At 70.1% G+C, this 16,572-nt stretch carries 12 protein-coding genes; 10 read left to right on the top strand and 2 right to left on the bottom strand.

Annotated elements, in window-relative coordinates:
• Nucleotides 1-145: 145 nt before the first annotated feature.
• On the bottom strand, nt 146-931 hold the full coding sequence (locus tag DI269_RS22555) for an HAD-IIA family hydrolase (protein ID WP_112140113.1): 786 nt from the start codon (nt 929-931) through the stop codon (nt 146-148).
• 151 nt (nt 932-1,082) lie between these two features.
• Here DI269_RS22555 and DI269_RS22550 point away from each other — a divergent pair, with 151 nt between their 5' ends.
• Complete coding sequence (locus DI269_RS22550) at nt 1,083-1,673, top strand: FABP family protein (RefSeq protein WP_112140101.1); 591 nt, start codon at nt 1,083-1,085, stop codon at nt 1,671-1,673.
• A gap of 7 nt (nt 1,674-1,680) precedes the next feature.
• Here DI269_RS22550 and DI269_RS22545 read toward each other — a convergent pair whose 3' ends face one another.
• A complete protein-coding gene (locus DI269_RS22545; protein ID WP_112140098.1) occupies nt 1,681-3,999 on the bottom strand; it encodes a DEAD/DEAH box helicase in 2,319 nt (772 codons plus the stop codon).
• Between the two features lie 167 nt (nt 4,000-4,166).
• Between DI269_RS22545 and DI269_RS22540 the strand changes: the two genes are divergently transcribed.
• The 9 genes from DI269_RS22540 (at nt 4,167) to DI269_RS22500 (ending at nt 16,435) form a co-directional block, all read left to right on the top strand.
• Nucleotides 4,167-4,526, top strand: a complete 360-nt coding sequence (locus tag DI269_RS22540; protein WP_232822868.1) for an STAS domain-containing protein — start codon at nt 4,167-4,169, stop codon at nt 4,524-4,526.
• Nucleotides 4,523-5,044, top strand: coding sequence for an ATP-binding protein (locus DI269_RS22535; RefSeq protein ID WP_157975165.1), 522 nt, complete (start codon nt 4,523-4,525; stop codon nt 5,042-5,044). Before DI269_RS22540 ends, DI269_RS22535 begins: the two co-directional genes overlap by 4 nt.
• Before the next feature lie 190 nt (nt 5,045-5,234).
• Nucleotides 5,235-7,568 (top strand): sodium-translocating pyrophosphatase, encoded by a 2,334-nt coding sequence (locus tag DI269_RS22530; protein WP_112140091.1) that lies wholly within the window; start codon nt 5,235-5,237, stop codon nt 7,566-7,568.
• A gap of 101 nt (nt 7,569-7,669) precedes the next feature.
• Nucleotides 7,670-8,725 (top strand): RNA-guided endonuclease InsQ/TnpB family protein, encoded by a 1,056-nt coding sequence (locus DI269_RS22525; RefSeq protein ID WP_198667651.1) that lies wholly within the window; start codon nt 7,670-7,672, stop codon nt 8,723-8,725.
• Nucleotides 8,726-8,818: 93 nt separating this feature from the next.
• Nucleotides 8,819-11,569: a type I DNA topoisomerase gene (gene topA, locus DI269_RS22520; RefSeq protein WP_232822867.1), complete on the top strand. Its 2,751-nt coding sequence runs from the start codon at nt 8,819-8,821 to the stop codon at nt 11,567-11,569.
• A gap of 268 nt (nt 11,570-11,837) precedes the next feature.
• Nucleotides 11,838-13,007: a glycosyltransferase family 4 protein gene (locus DI269_RS22515; protein ID WP_112140089.1), complete on the top strand. Its 1,170-nt coding sequence runs from the start codon at nt 11,838-11,840 to the stop codon at nt 13,005-13,007.
• 72 nt (nt 13,008-13,079) lie between these two features.
• On the top strand, nt 13,080-13,793 hold the full coding sequence (locus DI269_RS22510) for an IspD/TarI family cytidylyltransferase (protein WP_198667649.1): 714 nt from the start codon (nt 13,080-13,082) through the stop codon (nt 13,791-13,793).
• A gap of 156 nt (nt 13,794-13,949) precedes the next feature.
• Nucleotides 13,950-14,645, top strand: a complete 696-nt coding sequence (locus tag DI269_RS22505) for a phosphocholine cytidylyltransferase family protein (RefSeq protein WP_112140086.1) — start codon at nt 13,950-13,952, stop codon at nt 14,643-14,645.
• An 80-nt stretch (nt 14,646-14,725) separates the two neighbouring features.
• The gene (locus DI269_RS22500; RefSeq protein ID WP_157975164.1) at nt 14,726-16,435 is read left to right on the top strand and encodes a CDP-glycerol glycerophosphotransferase family protein; all 1,710 of its coding nucleotides are present in this window, start codon (nt 14,726-14,728) and stop codon (nt 16,433-16,435) included.
• Nucleotides 16,436-16,572: the final 137 nt, after the last annotated feature.

Genomic DNA, 16,572 nt, shown 5'->3' with positions numbered 1-16,572 from the left:
GGGCGAGCTGCGGGCCCGCCTGGCGCGGCGCGGCGTCGGGGCCGCGGGCGGGCCGCAGCGGTGCCGGGCCCTCCTCGTCCTCCTGGCGGGTGCGCGTGACTCTGGGGGCGGGGCGTTGGCCGGGAGGCATGGGGGACTCCTTGCTCTACTCGATCCAGTCGATGAGGTCGGCGACCGAATCCTTGACGTGGTTGGGTCGGAACGGGTAGCGCTCGACCTCTTCCATAGTGGCAGTGACCCCCGACAGAACGAGGACGGTCTCCAGGCCCGCTTCGAGGCCCGACAGCACGTCGGTGTCCATGCGGTCGCCGATCATCACCGTCGACTCCGAGTGGGCCCCGATGCGCCGCAACGCGTTCCGCATCATCAGCGGGTTCGGCTTGCCGACGAAGTACGGGTCCGCCCCGGTCGCTGCAGTGATCATCGCCGCCATCGCGCCGCACGCCGGGAGGATGCCCTCCAGCGACGGGCCGGTCGTGTCCGGGTTGGTGCAGATGAACCGCGACCCGGCCTTGATGAGCCGCACCGCGGTCGTCAGCGCCCCGAAGTCGTAGCGGCGCGTCTCGCCGAGGACCACGTAGTCGGGGCGGTAGTCGGTGAGCACGTACCCGATCTCGTGCAGCGCCGTCGTCAGGCCCGACTCGCCGATGACGTACGCCGAGCCCTTCGGGCGCTGCGAGTGCAGGAAGTCCGCGGTCGCCATCGCCGAGGTGTAGATGTTCTCGGCCGGGACCGACAGGCCCGACTTCTTCAGGCGCGCATGGAGGTCGTTGGGGGTGTAGATCGAGTTGTTCGTCAGGACGAGGAAGCCCCGGCCCGCCGACTGGAGCTTCTCGATGAGCTTGTTCGCGCCGGGGACGGGTACCCCCTCGTGGACGAGCACGCCGTCCATGTCCGAGAGCCAGTTGTCGAAGGGTCCAGGTGTAGTCATGAACAACATCTTGCCATCGCATCCGCCGGACGACGAGGTGCGGACGTAAAGTGGTGCGCGTGGAGACGGCATTGACCGCCGTACTCGTCATCGCCGCAGGCGCCATGGCGGGTGCACTCGGCTACTGGACCATCCGAACCGCGAGGAACAAATGAGCGAGCGCGAAGTACCGGCGGAGTTCGCCTCGACCTTCGAGAAGGTCGAGCCCTACCCGTACGAGGAGACCGACGACCTGCGGCAGGGACCGAACCTGCACGACGACCTCCTCCCGCTCCTCCCGCTCGTCGGCCGCTGGCGGGGCCGCGGCCAGGGCGGGTACCCGGGCGCCGAGGACTTCCTGTTCGCGCAGGAGGCGGAGTTCTTCCACGACGGCCGCCCGTTCCTGCGCTACCGCTCCCGCTCGTGGATCATCGACCCCGACGGCAAGGCGATCCGGCCCGCCGCCCAGGAGACCGGCTGGTGGCGCGTCGTCCCCGGTGACGACCCCAAGCGCCCCGAGATCGAGGTCCTCCTCGCCCACCCGACCGGGGTCCTCGACCTCTACTACGGGCGCGTCGACGGCACCCGCATCGAGATCGCCACCGACGCGGTCGTGCGCAGCCCGCAGGCCAAGGAGGTCACCGCGGGCAAGCGCCTCTACGGCATCGTCGACGGCGCCCTCATGTACGCCCAGGAGATGGCCGCCGAAGGCCACCCCATGAGCCCCCACCTCAGCGCCAACCTCAACCGCGTCGCCGGCTAGCCGCGCCCTAGAAGTCGCCCGGCCAGAGGTCGTCCTCTTCCTTGGGGGGCTTGCGGTCGAAGACCTTGGACTCGACCGGGCCCTCGCCCGCTGCGAGGACCTTGCCGAGGAGGGTCAGGGCGCCGGGTTTGCTCAGGGGCTCGTTGCCGTTGCCGCACTTGGGGCTCTGGATGCAGGAGGGGCAGCCGGTCGTGCACTCGCAGCCGGAGATCGCCTCGCGGGTGGCGCGGAGCCAGTCGGTCCACTTGCGGAACGCCTGCTCGGCGAAGCCCGCGCCGCCCGGGTGCCCGTCGTAGACGAAGACCGTCGGCAGCTCGGTGTCCATGTGGGCGGCGGTCGAGAGGCCGCCGATGTCCCAGCGGTCGCACGTGGCGATCAGCGGGAGCAGACCGATCGAGGCGTGCTCGGCGGCGTGGAGCGAGCCCGCCAGGTCGCGCAGGCCCTCAAGCGATTCGGGGTCGACCGTCCACCAGACCGCGACGGTGCGCAGCGTCTGCGGCGGCAGGTCGAGCTGCTGCGTGTCGATCACCTCGCCCGAAGGCAGGCGGCGGCGCTGGTAGGAGATGACGCACGACGTCACCTCCACGTCGCCGAGACTGAGGGTCACGTCGCCCATCTCCAGGCGCTCGCGCTCGGCGAGGATCTCCAGGTGGGTGATCTCCTGCGCGCTCGTCGTCCACGGCGGCTTCGCCGCGTGCACCAGCGCCAGGCCCTCCTCCAGGTCGAGGTCGTCCACGAGGTACGACTCGCCCTGGTGCAGGTACAGGGCGCCGCGGTGGACGAGGCGGTGCGAGGCGGCCGCGTCGACCGTGCCGATGAGGCGGCCCGTGCTCGTCTCCGCGATGTCCACGCCCATCGGCCCGGACCCGCGCAGCGTCACCTGCGGGCGCTCCGAGCCGATCCAGTAGTAGCGGCCCCCGGCCCGCTTGCGCAGGAGCTTCTGCTCGCAGAGCTGATCGGCCACCTCGCGGCTGCCGGGGATCGACGCCAGGTCGGACTCCTTGAGCGGCAGCTCCTCCGCAGCCAGGCACAGGTGCCCGGCGAGGACGTACGGGTTCGACGGGTCGCACACGCTCGCCTCCACCGGGCGGTCGAAGATCGCCTCCGGGTGGTGCACCAGGTACGTGTCGAGCGGGTCGTCCTTCGCGAGCATCACCGCGAGCGCCTCGGTGTCCCCGCGCCCGGCCCGACCGATCTGCTGCCAGAACGACGCCAGGCGCCCCGGGTAGCCGCACAGCAGCACCGCGTCCAGGCCCGTCACGTCGATGCCGAGTTCGAGGGCGTTCGTCGTCGCCACCCCGAGCAGGCGGCCCTCGCGCAGGTCCGCTTCGAGGTCGCGGCGGTGCTCGCGCAGGTACCCGGCCCGGTAGGCCGCGATCCGGCCCGCCGCCGGGTCCGCGCCGAGGCGCGACTTCGCTTCGGCCGCAACGATCTCCGCGCCGCGCCGGGAGGGCACGAACGCGAGCGTGCGCACGCCGCGCCTCACCAGCTGCGCGAGCATCCGGGCCGTCTCGCTCAGCGTCGAGGCCTGCTGCGGCTCGCCGTCGATCTCGTACGTCACCGGCTCCCACAGGGCCACCGTGGCGCCCGGGGACGGCGAGGAGTCCACGGTGACCGCCGTGGCGGGCCGTCCGGTGAGGACCGACAGGGACGCGGCCGGGTCGGCGGCCGTGGCGCTGGCGGCGATCACCGTCGGGTTCGCGCCGTAGTGCTCGGCGAGGCGCAGGAGCCGGCGCAGGGTCAGGGCCACGTGGGCGCCGAAGACGCCCCGGTAGACGTGGCACTCGTCGACCACGACGTACTTGAGGTCCTTGAGGAGCGAGCGCCACATGCGGTGGCGGGGGAGCAGCGAGTGGTGGAGCAGGTCGGGGTTGGACAGGACCAGGTTCGCGAAGCGCTGCGCCCACTGGCGGTGCTCGAACGGGGTGTCGCCGTCGACGATCGCCGGGATCAGGCCCGGGATCGCGAACTCCGCCACCGCGCGGGCCTGGTCGGCCGCGAGGGCCTTCGTCGGCGCGAGGTAGAGCGTGCGGCCCGGTCCTTCGGCGGCCGCTTCGGTGAGGACCGGCAGCAGGTATGCGAGGCTCTTGCCGGAGGCGGTGCCGGTGGCGATGACGGTGTCGCGGCCCTCGAACGCGTGCGTGGCGGCCTCGGCCTGGTGCGGCCACGGGAGGGTGATCCCGGTGTCCTCCAAGGACTTGCGGACGTCCTCGGGCACCCACTCGGGCCACGGGCTGCGCACCGAGGCCCGGGGCGGGAGCTTCCGGAGGTGCCTGAGGCCGCCCTCGTCACTGTCGAGGGCGGCGATGAGCTGGTCCGCGGGCATCCTGCAATGATGCCGCAGCGGACCGACACAACGCCTCCGGCGCGGACCGCAAGCGGTCCGTCGGCACCCGTCGCCCGCAATCCGGTCATAAGCTCCCGGCTCCGGTCCACTCGCAACGCAGTACGCTTATGGGCCAAGACACACTCCAGCCAGGTAGGAGAGACGGCGTGAGGGGAACTTCAGGCGACGGTGCGCCCGAGCCCGAACTGGGACTGGGCCTTTCGACCGTCGGGGACTACGCGGTCATCAGCGTCACCGGCGAGATCGACATGTACACCGCCCCGCAGCTGCGCGAAGCCGTCCGCCAGCTCTCCTCCGAGGGCCGCATGCGGGTGGCCATCGACCTCACCCCCACCGAGTTCTGCGACTCGACCGGCCTGGGCGTCCTCATCGGTGCCCGGCGGCGCCTGACCGACGCCGGCGGCAGCCTCGTCGTCGTGTGCGCGAACCCCCGCATCCGCAAGCTCCTGGACCTCACCGGGCTCGACAAGGTCCTGGACGTCCGGGAAGCGGTGCCCGGCGAGTGAACGGATCCAGGCACGACCGCTCCGGAGGCAGGCGGCCCGAGCCCGCCACGGTCCGGTTCGCCTTCACCCCGGCCGCCGCGTACGTGCGGGCCGCCCGGCTCGTGGCCGCCGACGTCGCGGCACACGCGGGCGTCGCGACCGGGCTCCTCGACGAGGTGCGCCAGGCCGTCGGCGAGGCGTGCACGCGCGCGGTCCTGCGGCACCGCGACCGCGGACTGCGCGACCTCGTGCGCGTAGAATTTTCGATCGGTGATCGTTTTGTTGCGAAAATCACCGACAATGCGCAGGATCTGCGCGCGCGCTCCGGGGACCGGGTCGGTGCGGCCGCGGTCGGCGGCGATGCGCGAGCGAGCGATCACGACGCGCTCGAAGAGGACACCCTCTCCGAGGAGATCACCCTCATCGTCCTCGGCGGACTGGTCGAAGACCTGGTCGTGACCGGTCCCAGCGCCGACGGCGGGACCACGGTGAGCATGAGCTGGCCCCTCCCCGGGTCGGGTTCGCAGGCCGACCACTGAGGCCCCGGACACCCCGCCGAACAGGCGTGACCGAACCCACTCCGAAAGCCCTCACATCGTTACACTCCGCACGTTATGCCAGTCGCGTCGCCAAGCGCGGCACCGGCCGCGTCCACCCGTACGCGGCCCCTTACGTGTCTGTGAAGGGGCGCGCCCTGCCTGCGCTGCTTCTTTTCTATGGAGGAAATTCATGCATACGTTGCTCGCCAACGGCGACGAGGGCGTAGGCGCGCTTGAAGGCGCGAACCTCAGCCTCGTCGTGCTCGCGGCCGTCCTGGCGCTCATCGCGCTCGGCGGCGCCGCGGCGCTCGTCAAGAGCATCCTGAGCGCCGGGACCGGCACCGACAAGATGCGGGAGATCTCCGGGGCCGTCCAGGAGGGCGCCTCGGCCTACCTGAAGCGCCAGTTCAAGGCGCTGAGCATCTTCGTCGTCATCGCCGTGGTCCTGCTGTTCCTGCTGCCGGCCGAAGGCGGCAACGACGTCCGCATCGGACGGAGCCTGTTCTTCATCGTCGGCGCCCTGTTCAGCTCGTTCATCGGCTGGGCCGGCATGAGCCTGGCGACCCGCGCGAACGTGCGCGTGGCGTCCGCGGCCCGCGACGGCGAGCCGACCAAGGCGATGCACCTGGCCTTCCGCACCGGCGGCGTGGTCGGGTTCCTCACCGTCGGCCTGGGCCTGCTCGGCGCGGCGGTCGTCGTGTTCGTCTACAACGGCGACGCCCCCGTGGTCCTGGAGGGCTTCGGCTTCGGTGCCGCGCTCCTGGCCATGTTCATGCGGGTCGGCGGCGGCATCTTCACCAAGGCCGCCGACGTCGGCGCCGACCTGGTCGGCAAGGTCGAGCAGGGCATCCCCGAGGACGACCCGCGCAACCCGGCGACCATCGCCGACAACGTGGGCGACAACGTCGGCGACTGCGCCGGCATGGCCGCGGACCTGTTCGAGTCCTACGCCGTCGTGCTCGTCGCCAGCCTCATCCTCGGCCGCGCCGCCTTCGGCGAGACCGGCCTGATCCTGCCGCTGCTGGTCGCTTCCGTCGGCATCGTCGTCGCGATCCTCGGCGTGGTCATCACCCGCATGCGCGCCTCCGACGCCTCGGGCCTGACCGCGATCAACCGCGCGTTCTACATCTCCGCGTTCGCCGCGGCGGCGCTCACCGCCGCCGCCGTGTTCTGGTACGTCCCGTCGGCCTGGTCCGACCTCGGCGGCCGCGTCTCGGCCGAGGACATCGCGAACATCCCCGTGGGCCCGCAGGTCCTCGCCGTCGCCTCCGTCCTCATCGGCATCGCCCTGGCCGCCGCGATCCTCGCGCTGACCGGGTACTACACCGACACCCGCTACAAGCCGACCAGGACCGTCTCGGCCTCGACCCGCACGGGCGCGGCCACGAACATCCTCTCGGGCTTCTCGCTCGGCCTCGAATCGGCCGTGTACACCGCGCTCACGATCGCCGCGGCGATCCTCGGCGCGTACATGCTCGGCGGCGGGGTCTTCCTCGTGAGCCTGTTCGCGGTGGCGCTCGCCGGCTGCGGCCTGCTCACCACCGTCGGCGTCATCGTCGCCATGGACACCTTCGGGCCCATCAGCGACAACGCGCAGGGCGTGGCCGAGATGTCCGGCGACGTGGAAGGCGACGCGGCCCAGACGCTCACCGACCTCGACGCGGTCGGCAACACCACCAAGGCGATCACCAAGGGCATCGCGATCGCGACCGCGGTCCTGGCCGCGACCGCCCTGTTCGGGTCCTACACCGACGCCGTGGCCTCCGAGGGCCTCGCCGGCGGCGCCCTGTTCGAGACGCTGAACATCGCCGACCCGATCAACATCGTCGGCTTCATCATCGGCGCGAGCGTCGTGTTCCTGTTCTCCGGCCTCGCCGTGAACGCCGTCGCCCGCTCCGCCGGCGCCGTCGTCAACGAGGTCCGCGACCAGTTCGCGCGCTTCCCCGGGATCATGGAGGGCACCCAGCGGCCCGAGTACGGCCGCGTCGTCGACATCTGCACCCGCGACGCCCAGCGCGAGCTGGTCACCCCGGGCCTGCTCGCGATCACCGCGCCCATCGCGGTCGGCTTCGGCCTCGGCGTGGGCCCGCTCGCGGCCTACCTCGCCGGCGCGATCGCGTGCGGCGTCCTCATGGCCGTCATGCTCGCGAACTCGGGCGGCGCCTGGGACAACGCGAAGAAGGACGTCGAGGACGGCAACCACGGCGGCAAGGGCTCCGAGGCCCACGCCGCGGCCGTCATCGGCGACACGGTCGGCGACCCGTTCAAGGACACCGCCGGCCCGGCCATCAACCCGCTCCTCAAGGTCATGAACCTGGTGAGCCTCATCATCGCCCCGGCCGTGGTCGTCTACACGGTCGAGGGCGTCGGCTCCGAGTCCGGCGGCCCCGTCCGCTGGATCATCGCGGGCGTCGCGCTCGCGGCCCTCGTGGCCGCGATCCTCGTCTCCAAGCGCCGTTCCGCGGTGGTGGAGGCGGGGGAAGCCCGCGCCCCGGAGCAGCGTGAGTCGGTCGAGGTCGGCTAGCTTTCCGGGTCCTCATCTCGGCGTGTGCCCCGTTCCCTCGGAACGGGGCACACGCGTGTCATTTCCGTGAAACCGTCATTTTCTGTGATTGCCTTGGGGCCATGCGGCTTCGTTATCGCTACCGCCTCCACCCCAGCGCCGGCCAGGAAGCCGCGCTGGCGAAGGCGTTCGGGTGCTGCCGGGTGGTGTTCAACGACGTGATCGCACTGCGCAGGGCGGCCTTCGAAGCGGGGAACCCATGGGTCGGCGACGCCGAAGTCTCGCGGCTGGTGGTGACGGAGGCGAAGCGGCGGGAGGACCGGGCCTGGCTGGCGGAGGTCTCATCGGTGGCGCTTCAGCAGGCGGTCCGGGACGCCAACCGGGCCTATCGGGGCTATTTCGACGCGATGACCGGCAAGCGGGCGCGCGGTTCAGTGGGCATGCCGCGCTTCAAGTCCCGCCGTGACCGGCGCCAGGCGGTGCGGTTCACCCGGAACTCGCGTTTCAGGATCACCTCGGACCGGCGCCTTCGGCTGCCGGGAATCGGTGAGGTCAAGGTCGTCTGGTCGAGGGACCTGCCGGGTGAGCCGTCGAGCGTGACGGTGGTCAAGGACGCGGCGGGCCGGTACTTCGCCTCGTTCGTGTGCGAGGTCGAACCGAGCCCGCTGGGAGGTGGAGGGGCGTTGGGCCTCGATCTGGGGTTGCGATCCTTCCTCGCCGGATCCGACGGCCGCCGGGTCGCCGCACCGCGCTGCTACCGCGGCAAGGAGCGAAAGCTGGCGCGGGCGCAGCGGAGCCTGGCGCGCAAGCGGCCGGGTTCGGCGAACCGGAAGAAGGCCCGCAGGGCCGTCGCGGCGGTGCACGCCGAGGTCGCCGATGCGCGCTCGGACTTCCTGCACAAACCCTCGACGCGGACCTGCTCCGCCTGCTGGAAGGTCGGCGATCGTAAGCCGTTGCAAGTCCGATCCTGGGCGTGCAACCATTGCGGCGTCCTCCATGACCGGGACGTCAATGCTGCAAAGGTCATTCTCGCGGCGGGGCTCGCCGAGAGGGAAAACGCCTGTGGAGCGGTGGAAGACCTGCTAGCGCACCTGCGCGGGCGGGCATCCGCGCCATCCCAAGCCCGGCAGCCGGCCGGGGACTGGACAGAAGCAGGAATCACCACTGCCGCGAGGTAAGTGGCCACAGTATGGTGGAAACCGCTCTGTTTCAGAGCAGTGAAGGCCAACGTAACGATTCGAGTGCATTTTCCGAGTGGAACGGTGGGAGCAGTGCCGGACATCAAACGCCTGGTCATCGTCGAGTCCCCGGCGAAGGCCAAGACGATCGCCTCGTACCTCGGTGCCGGGTACATCGTCGACTCCTCCCTCGGGCACATCCGCGACCTCCCTCGCAGCGCGAAGGAGATCCCGGCCAAGTACAAGGACAAGGCCTGGTCCCGGCTCGGCGTCGACGTCGACAACGACTTCGCGCCCCTGTACATCGTCAACCCCGACCGCTCCGCCCACGTGAAGAAGCTCAAGGGCTACCTCGCGGAGGTCGACGAGCTCTTCCTCGCCACCGATGAGGACCGCGAGGGGGAGGCCATCGCCTGGCACCTCCTGGAGACCCTGAAGCCGAAGATCCCCGTCAAGCGGATGGTCTTCCACGAGATCACCCCGGCCGCGATCGCCGAGGCCGCCGCGAACCCGCGCGAGCTCAACCAGGACCTCGTCGACGCCCAGGAGGCGCGGCGCATCCTCGACCGCCTCTACGGCTACGAGGTCAGCCCGGTCCTGTGGAAGAAAGTGATGCCGCGCCTGTCGGCCGGCCGCGTCCAGTCCGTCGCGACCCGGCTCATCGTCGAGCGCGAGCGCGCCCGCATGGCGTTCCGCTCCGCCGACTACTGGGACGTCACCGCGAACCTCGCCACGGCCGACGACCAGCGGTTCAAAGCGACCCTGATCGCCGTCGACGGCGACCGCGTCGCCACCGGCAAGGACTTCGACGCCGCCACCGGCACCACCAGGAACAACGTCGTCCACCTCGACGAGGCGGGCGCGCGCGGCCTCGCCGGGCGCCTCGAAGGCCGCGACTTCACCGTCCTCAAGGTCGACAAGAAGCCGTACCGGCGCCGCCCCTACCCGCCGTTCATCACCTCGACGCTCCAGCAGGAGGCCGGGCGCAAGCTCCGCCTCTCCAGCGCCCAGGTCATGCGGGTCGCCCAGCGGCTCTACGAGAACGGCCACATCACCTATATGCGGACCGACTCGACGAACCTGTCCGCGACGGCCATCAACGCCGCCCGGGCCCAGGCCGCCGAGCTGTACGGCGCCCAGTACGTGCCCGCCGAGCCGCGCCACTACGCGCGGAAGGTGAAGAACGCGCAGGAGGCGCACGAGGCCATCCGGCCCGCCGGGGACCAGTTCAAGACCCCCACGCAGCTGCGCGGCCAGCTCTCGGCCGAGGAGTACCGCGTCTACGAGCTCATCTGGCGGCGCACGCTCGCGTCCCAGATGGTCGACGCCACCGGGAACTCGACGTCGGTGCGCGCCCGCGCCGTCACGACCTCGGGGGAGGAGGCCGACTTCGGCGCCTCCGGCAAGTCGATCACCAACCCGGGCTTCCTGCTCGCCTACGTCGAGTCCATCGAGGAGGGCGACGCCGACGACGCCGAGAAGCGCCTCCCGGAGCTGGCCGAGCGCCAGCACCTCGCCGAGAAGGGCCTCGAAGCCGCCGGGCACACCACCCAGCCGCCCGCCCGCTACACCGAGGCGAGCCTGGTCAAGGCCCTCGAAGAGCGCGGCATCGGCCGGCCCTCGACGTACGCGTCGATCATGCAGACCATCCAGGACCGCGAGTACGTGTTCAAGAAGGGCCAGGCCCTCGTCCCGGCCTTCCGCGCGTTCGCCGTCGTCGGGCTCCTGGAGCGCCACTTCCCGCGGCTGGTCGACTACGACTTCACCGCGGGCATGGAGGACGAGCTCGACCAGGTCGCCGCCGGGCAGGAGTCCCGCGAGGAGTTCCTGCGCAAGTTCTACTTCGGCGGCAAGGACAAGGAGGGCACCGTCGCGGCCTCCGGCGGCCTGCGGCACATGGTCGAGGAGGAGCTCGCCAAGATCGACGCCCGCCAGGTCAACTCGATCCCGCTGTACACCGACGAGCAGCAGCGCCAGGTCGTCGCCCGCGTCGGCCGCTACGGCCCGTACCTGGAGCGGACGACCAAGGCGCAGGCCGAGGCGGGTGAGCCGGGCGAGCGCGTCTCGGTGCCCGAGTCCGTCGCGCCCGACGAGCTGACCCCGGCCAAGGTGGAGGAGCTGTACGAGCTCGGCTCCGCCGAGGGCGAGCTGGGGACCCATCCGGAGACCGGGGAGCCGGTGTTCGCCAAGAGCGGCCGCTACGGCCCGTACGTGACGTCCGGGGAGAAGTCCTCGTCGCTGCTGACCGGGCAGAAGCTCTCCGAGGTGACCCTCGCAGACGCCGTGCAGCTCTTGACGCTGCCGCGCCTGGTCGGCAAGGACGCCGAGGGCGAGGAGATCCGCACCGGCCTGGGCCCGCACGGCCCCTACGTCAAGAAGGCCCGCGACTACCGGTCCCTCGACCGCGAGGAGCAGCTGTTCACGCTGACCCTCGAAGAGGCCGAGAAGCTGCTCGCGCAGCCGAAGACCCGCGGGCGCCAGCAGCGCGCCCAGACGCTCCTCAAGGAGCTGGGCCCCGACCCGGTCACCGGCAAGGAGGTCACGCTCAAGGACGGGCGCTTCGGCCCGTACGTGACCGACGGCGAGACCAACGCCTCGATCCGCAAGACCGACTCGATCGAGGACCTGACGATCGACCGCGCTGCCGAGCTGCTCGCCGAGCGCCGCGAGAAGGTCGCCTCGGGCGTCGTCCCGGCCAAGAAGACCGCGAAGAAGGCGGCGGCGAAGAAGACCGCCGCCAAGAAGACTGCGAAGAAGGCCGTCGCGAAGAAGACGGCGGCCAAGAAGACGACCGCGAAGACCACCGTGAAGAAGGCCGCGAAGAAGGCCGCATCCGGGGAGTAGGACGCTGTTTCGGCCCGGTTGCGCCAGAGGCGGAACCGGGCCGTTTCTTTGCCCGAATTTGTGGCTTGTCTGACATCCGGATGTCACAGGCCACGCCTAGCCTCGGCGTGTCCCCCTACGGTTCAGCCGTTCGTAAACTATTTTCTGCTTGGATGCAACCTGGTCGCGGGCCGGACGCGTCAAGGCTTTGCGGACACGGCTCAGTGCGGAGCCGCGAGCGTCCGATGTGGCCCAAGACGGCAATTCTTCGAAAGCGGGTTTCGAGTACATGCGCATCACATTCCTGGTCCGGAACATCTGGGGCATCGGCGGCACCATCAAGACCACCCTCAACACCGCCGAAGCGCTGGCAGGGCTCGGTCACGAGGTGACGATCGCATCGTGCATCAGAAGCAAGAAGAAGGCCGACTTCCCCGTCGACAAAAGGGTGAAGGTCGTCAATCTCTGGGACACCAGAAAGCCCGAGAACGGCGGCGAGAAGCTCAATTTCCTTGAGCGCTGGCAGGCCAAGTCGAAGTCGGTGCTCGACGCCGACAAGGTCAACAACATGGGCGAGTCGTCGAAACTGCTCGACGTCAGGGTGAAGAAGTTCCTGCGCAGCCTGGATACGGACGTCCTCGTCGGCACGCAGATCAGCGTGAATCTGTACATGGCGATGTTCGGGCGTCCCGAGCGGTACGCGATGGTCGCCCAGGAGCACCTGTACCTCGACCACTACGCCGAGCGCCACCGCGAGCTGATCCTGGAGAACTACCCGAAGCTCGACGCGATCGTCACGATCACCGACGCCGACAAGCAGGCCTACCGCGAGGCGCTCCCGGAGGCCGCCGACAAGATCGCGTGCGTCTCGAACGCGATCCCCGCGAACCCGCTGCCGCCGTCGGAGCTCACCGAGCCGGTCATCATGACCGCCGGGCGCCTGACCGGCATGAAGGGCTTCGACATCCTCGTCCACGCGTTCGCGCAGGTCGCCGACGAGTTCCCCGAGTGGAAGGTGAAGATCTTCGGCCGCGGCCGCGACCGCACCAAGATCACCAACCGCATCAAGGACCACGGCCTCGAAGACCGCATCCTGCTGCCCGGGCCGAAGACCCCGCTCGACGCCGAGTGGCAGCACGCCTCGATCGCCGCGATCCCCTCCCGCTTCGAGCCGTTCGGGCTCGTCATCGTCGAGGCCATGGCCGCGGGCCTGCCGGTGGTGTGCACCGCCGTCAAGCACGGGCCGCTGGAGATCGTCCGCGACGAGGAGAACGGCCTGCTCGTCGAGCCGAAGAACCCGACCGAGCTGGCGGGCGCGCTGCGCCGCCTCATGGGCGACCCGAGCCTGCGCCGCAAGCTCGCCGACGCCGGCCGGGAGACCGCCAAGCGCTACGAGCCGCAGAACGTCGTCGGCGGGCACGTGGACGTCTTCGAGAAGGTCCTCGCGGCCCGCGCCTGAGGGCTCCGCCGATCCGGGCCCGACGGACCGTAGATTGGGGCGGCATCGATCCGCCGACCTCAGGAGACGACCGTGACCACCGATCAGCCGACGATCGCGGCCGTGCTCGCCGGAGGGACCGGCGCCCGCATGGGCGCCGCCCTCCCCAAGCAGCTGCTGGAGGTCGCGGGCAAGCCGGTCCTCCAGCACACGCTGGAGGCGTTCCAGGCGAGCGGCGCAGTCGACCGGATCGTCCTCGTCATGGCCGAAGGCCACCACGAAGCGGCCTGGACCATAGCCAAGTCCGCAAATGTGACAAAACTCTCGGCAGTGATCGGCGGCGGCGCCACCCGCGCCGACTCCTCCGTCGCGGCCATCCGCTGGGCGCAGGCCCGGGACGGCGTCGGCGACGGCGCGAAACTGCTCATCCACGACGCCGCCCGCATGCTCGTCACCGGCCGCATCATCGCCGATGTCGTTGCGGCCCTTGACGACGGCGAGGCCGTGACCGCGGTGATCCCCTCCTCCGACACGGTCGTCGAAGTCCACGATGGACAAATCGTCGCCGTCCCCGACCGCGCCGCCCTCGCCCGGGTCCAGACCCCCCAGGGGTTCCGCCTCGGCCTCATCGCCGCAGCCCACGCCGCCGCGGCGGCCGACCCGGCCTTCACCCCGACCGACGACTGCTCGGTCGTCCTGCGCTTTCGCCCCGACACGCCGGTCCGCACCGTCGCGGGCGCCGAACGGAACCTCAAGGTCACCTCGCCCGCCGACCTCGTGCTGGCCCAAGCCCTGCTCAGGGCCTGAAACGGGCCGCGGGCCGCACTGCTGCGGCCCGGTTCGGCACCGTCGCCGGAACGTGTGACGCCCGGGTCCACCGCGCGTTGGGCTATGCGTCATCGACCGTTCAACTAGGTAAACTGCACCAATCCAGCATCCCAACCGAACGAGGTGGCTCTCGACATGTCCACGAACATCGTGATCCTCGCGGCCGGCGTCGGCTCCCGGCTCGGCAAACCGCACCCCAAGTCCCTCACCCCCCTCAACACCGGCGAGACCATCCTCGGACGGTCGCTGCGCCTACTCACCTCCCGGTTCAGCCGCCACTCGATCCACCTCGTCGTCGGCTACAAGAAGGAGATGATCATGGAGGAGGTGCCCGACGTCGGCTTCATCTACAACCAGGCCTACGGCGACACCAACACCTCCAAGAGCCTCCTGAAGGCCTTCAGCATCCTCGGCCCCGGCGGCGTCCTGTGGCTCAACGGCGACGTCGTCTTCGACCCGCAGGTCCTCGACGTCCTCCTGCCGCACATCGCGATGGACCACTCGTTCGTGGCCGTCAACACCGCGAAGGTCTCCGACGAGGAGGTCAAGTACACGCTCGGCGCCGACGGGTACATCAACAAGCTCTCCAAGCGCGTCTCCGAAGGCGCCCTTGGCGAAGCGGTCGGCATCAACTACGTGTCCGCCGACGACCGCGCCCTCGTCGCCAAGCGCCTCGCCGAGGTCGACGACAACGACTACTTCGAAGGCGGCATCGAGCTCGCCATCGCCAAGGACGGCGTCAAGTTCGAGGCCGTCGACATCTCCCAGCACAACGTCATCGAAGTGGACTTCGCGGAGGACCTGAACTCCGTTAACCAGCACTTCAAGTAATTGGAACCGGAAGCGTCGAACCGGCGAGTTAGAACTACTGGCGACACAGCCACGCGAGACCGAATCCGAGGCACGGCGAGTTGAAGAGACTGCTGAAATCCTGGCCCATCCGAACGAACCTGCTGGCGGTGGCGGCGGTGGTCGCCGCCGTCGCGGTCACCGACGTGCCATGGCTCACCACAGCGTTCTCGCTCGCCGTGTTCGGGGTCGCCGCCTGGCAGGACCGGACCGGGGTCGCCGGCTTCCGCATCCCCCGCACCCTCGCCGCGCTCGCGCTGCTCATCCTCGCCTGGTACTCCGGCGGCCTCGACCGCTGGCCGATGCTCCTCGCCGGGTTCGGCGTCACCCTCTTCATCGCCTACGCCGACATCTTCAACCGGGCCCTGAACGTCGGCTACCTCCAGACCCACAACCTCGACATCGTGCGGACCCGCCGCTCCCAGCTCACCACGCCCGGAGCGGTCGGCCGCCTCGTCGACGCCGTGTCGATCCTGTACGTCCTCGGCTCGATCCCCTTGGGGGAGTTCCGCCTCGGCGCCGACCTGGTCGTCCTCGCGGCCACCGCCGCCGCGTTCGGGTGGATCGCCTCGGCGGTGCTCCAGAACTACCTGCACCGCCGCAAGGTCTCCCACCCCGTCGACATCCAGGTCATCAGCGCCGTCCGCAGGCTCCAGCCGAAGTACGTCGTCCACTTCGCCGGGGCCCGCGAATCGGAGTACCAGCTGACGATGTGGCTCGACTACTTCGAGGCCGTCGGCGACCCGTACCTGATCATCATCCGCGACCGGTACCTCCTCGACGGGATCGCCGCCCGCACCAAGGCCCCGATCGTCCTCGCCCCGGCCCAGTCCGTGCTCGACACGCTGCTGCCCTCCAGCGTCCGCGCCTGCTACTACGTCAACCACGCGGTCAAGAACGCGCAGCTGATCAAGCTCGACAAGTACCTCCACGTGCAGCTCATGCACGGCGACTCCGACAAGGCCATCAGCCGCAGCCCGGTCTCGCTCATGTACGACCGGGTCTTCGTCGCCGGGCAGGCCGGCGTCGACCGGTACCACCGCCACGGCGTCGACATCCCCAACTACAAGTTCCGCCGCATCGGCCGCCCCCAGCTGCACGCCATGCAGGTCGGCCACCGCGACAAGGCCGACGAGGACCGCCAGACCGTCCTCTACACGCCCACCTGGACCGGCCTGACCGCCGACGTCAACTACTCGTCCCTCAAGCAGGGCAAGAAGATCGTGCAGGCGCTGCTCGCCCGCGACGTCAACGTCATCTTCCGCACCCACCCCTACACGCGCACCAACGCCGCCTACCAGGCGCTCGCCGACGACATCAAGTCCGTCATCGCCGAGGACGCCGCGAGGACCGGCCGCCCGCACCTGTGGGGCGACCAGGCCGAGTCCGCCGTCAGCCTCACCGACTGCGTCAACGCCGCCGACGTCGCGATCTCCGACATCAGCGGCACCGCCTCCGACTGGCTCTACTCGGGCCGCCCCTTCGCCATGACCGACCCGAAGGGCTTCAACGAGCGCTACCTCGACGAGTTCCCGCTCGCCAAGGCCGCGTACCTCCTGGAGCCCAAGGCCGGGAACATCGAGGCCGTCCTCGACGAGCTGCTCCTGCGCGACTCCAAGGCCGACCTGCGCGCCGCCGTCCGCGAGTACTACCTCGGCGACATCAAGCCCGGCGACCTCGTCGAGGTGTTCGCCGCCGAGGTCCGCGACACCTACGCCCGCCAGGTCCGCAAGACCGCGACCGGCGAGTCCGCGCTGACCCAGGCCGCCTGACCGCTTCGTCTTCGGGGCCCCGCCGGTACCGGCGGGGCCCCGCGGCGTTCCCCGGACTTCGCGATTGCGGTGATCCCTGCCACCGGAGGCAAACGAACGACGTGTTTACTTCATCTTGGGTTAAGAGCCCGTTAACT

The organism is Glycomyces dulcitolivorans (genome assembly GCF_003265355.1).
Classification (GTDB): domain Bacteria; phylum Actinomycetota; class Actinomycetes; order Mycobacteriales; family Micromonosporaceae; genus Glycomyces; species Glycomyces dulcitolivorans.
The sequence above is the reverse complement of the archived record's forward strand: the minus strand, read 5'-3'. Positions and strand labels throughout refer to the sequence as shown.

Bases quoted from the DNA above. Each gene is read 5' to 3' on its own strand.
- DI269_RS22550 (WP_112140101.1), top strand. From the start codon at position 1,083: ATGAGCGAGCGCGAAGTACCGGCGGAGTTCGCCTCGACCTTCGAGAAG.
- DI269_RS22555 (WP_112140113.1), bottom strand. From the start codon at position 931: ATGACTACACCTGGACCCTTCGACAACTGGCTCTCGGACATGGACGGC.
- DI269_RS22545 (WP_112140098.1), bottom strand. From the start codon at position 3,999: ATGCCCGCGGACCAGCTCATCGCCGCCCTCGACAGTGACGAGGGCGGC.
- DI269_RS22515 (WP_112140089.1), top strand. From the start codon at position 11,838: ATGCGCATCACATTCCTGGTCCGGAACATCTGGGGCATCGGCGGCACC.
- DI269_RS22505 (WP_112140086.1), top strand. From the start codon at position 13,950: ATGTCCACGAACATCGTGATCCTCGCGGCCGGCGTCGGCTCCCGGCTC.
- DI269_RS22530 (WP_112140091.1), top strand. From the start codon at position 5,235: ATGCATACGTTGCTCGCCAACGGCGACGAGGGCGTAGGCGCGCTTGAA.
- DI269_RS22525 (WP_198667651.1), top strand. From the start codon at position 7,670: ATGCGGCTTCGTTATCGCTACCGCCTCCACCCCAGCGCCGGCCAGGAA.